This window comes from Duganella violaceipulchra, assembly GCF_019166075.1.
GTDB lineage: Bacteria > Pseudomonadota > Gammaproteobacteria > Burkholderiales > Burkholderiaceae_D > Rugamonas > Rugamonas violaceipulchra.
Map to the genome: position 1 here is coordinate 1 of NZ_JAHTGR010000100.1, position 650 is coordinate 650.

Here is a 650-nt window from a genome sequence, read left to right on the forward strand (position 1 = left end):
GGGCGCCTTGAGCACCGGTCAATTCGGCGCCCTGTCGACCCAGGACATCGCCGCCATCGAGACGGCCGACATCGTCGGCCTGAAGACCAGCATCATCGCCGCGCTGAAAACGGCGCAACTGGCGGCGTTGACCACCGACCAGCTGTCCAACCTGACCACCGCGCAAGTGGCGTCCATCACCACCGCCAACGTCGCGGCGCTGACCACCGACCAGGTCGTCGCGTTGTCGTCCAACCAGTTCGGCGCCCTGAGCTCGGCCCAGGTGAGCGCCTTCAGCACCAACGACATCGCCGCGATTGAAACGGCCGACATCGGCGCGTTGAAATCGGCGGTCATCGCCGGCCTGAGCAGCAATCAGACCAAGGCCCTGACCACCGACCAGATCGTCGCCCTGAGCAGCAGCCAGATCGCCGCACTGTCGAGCTCGCAAGTTGCCGGCCTGAGCACCGCCGCCATCGCCGCGATTGAAACGGCCGACCTCGGCGCGCTGAAGACCGCCGCCATCGGCGCCCTGAGCACCGCGCAGACCGCCGCGCTGACCACCGACCAGATCGGCGCGCTGAGCACCGCGCAAGTGGCCGCTATGACCACCGCCAACCTGGCCTCGGGCCTGAGCACCGACCAGATCGTGGCCTTGAGCTCGAACCAGC

1 pseudogene is annotated in these 650 nt (G+C 67.8%); it reads left to right on the forward strand.

The features are described 5' to 3' along the window. Window positions 1-650: pseudogene (locus KVP70_RS33145) on the forward strand (heme utilization protein); the annotation flags it as partial.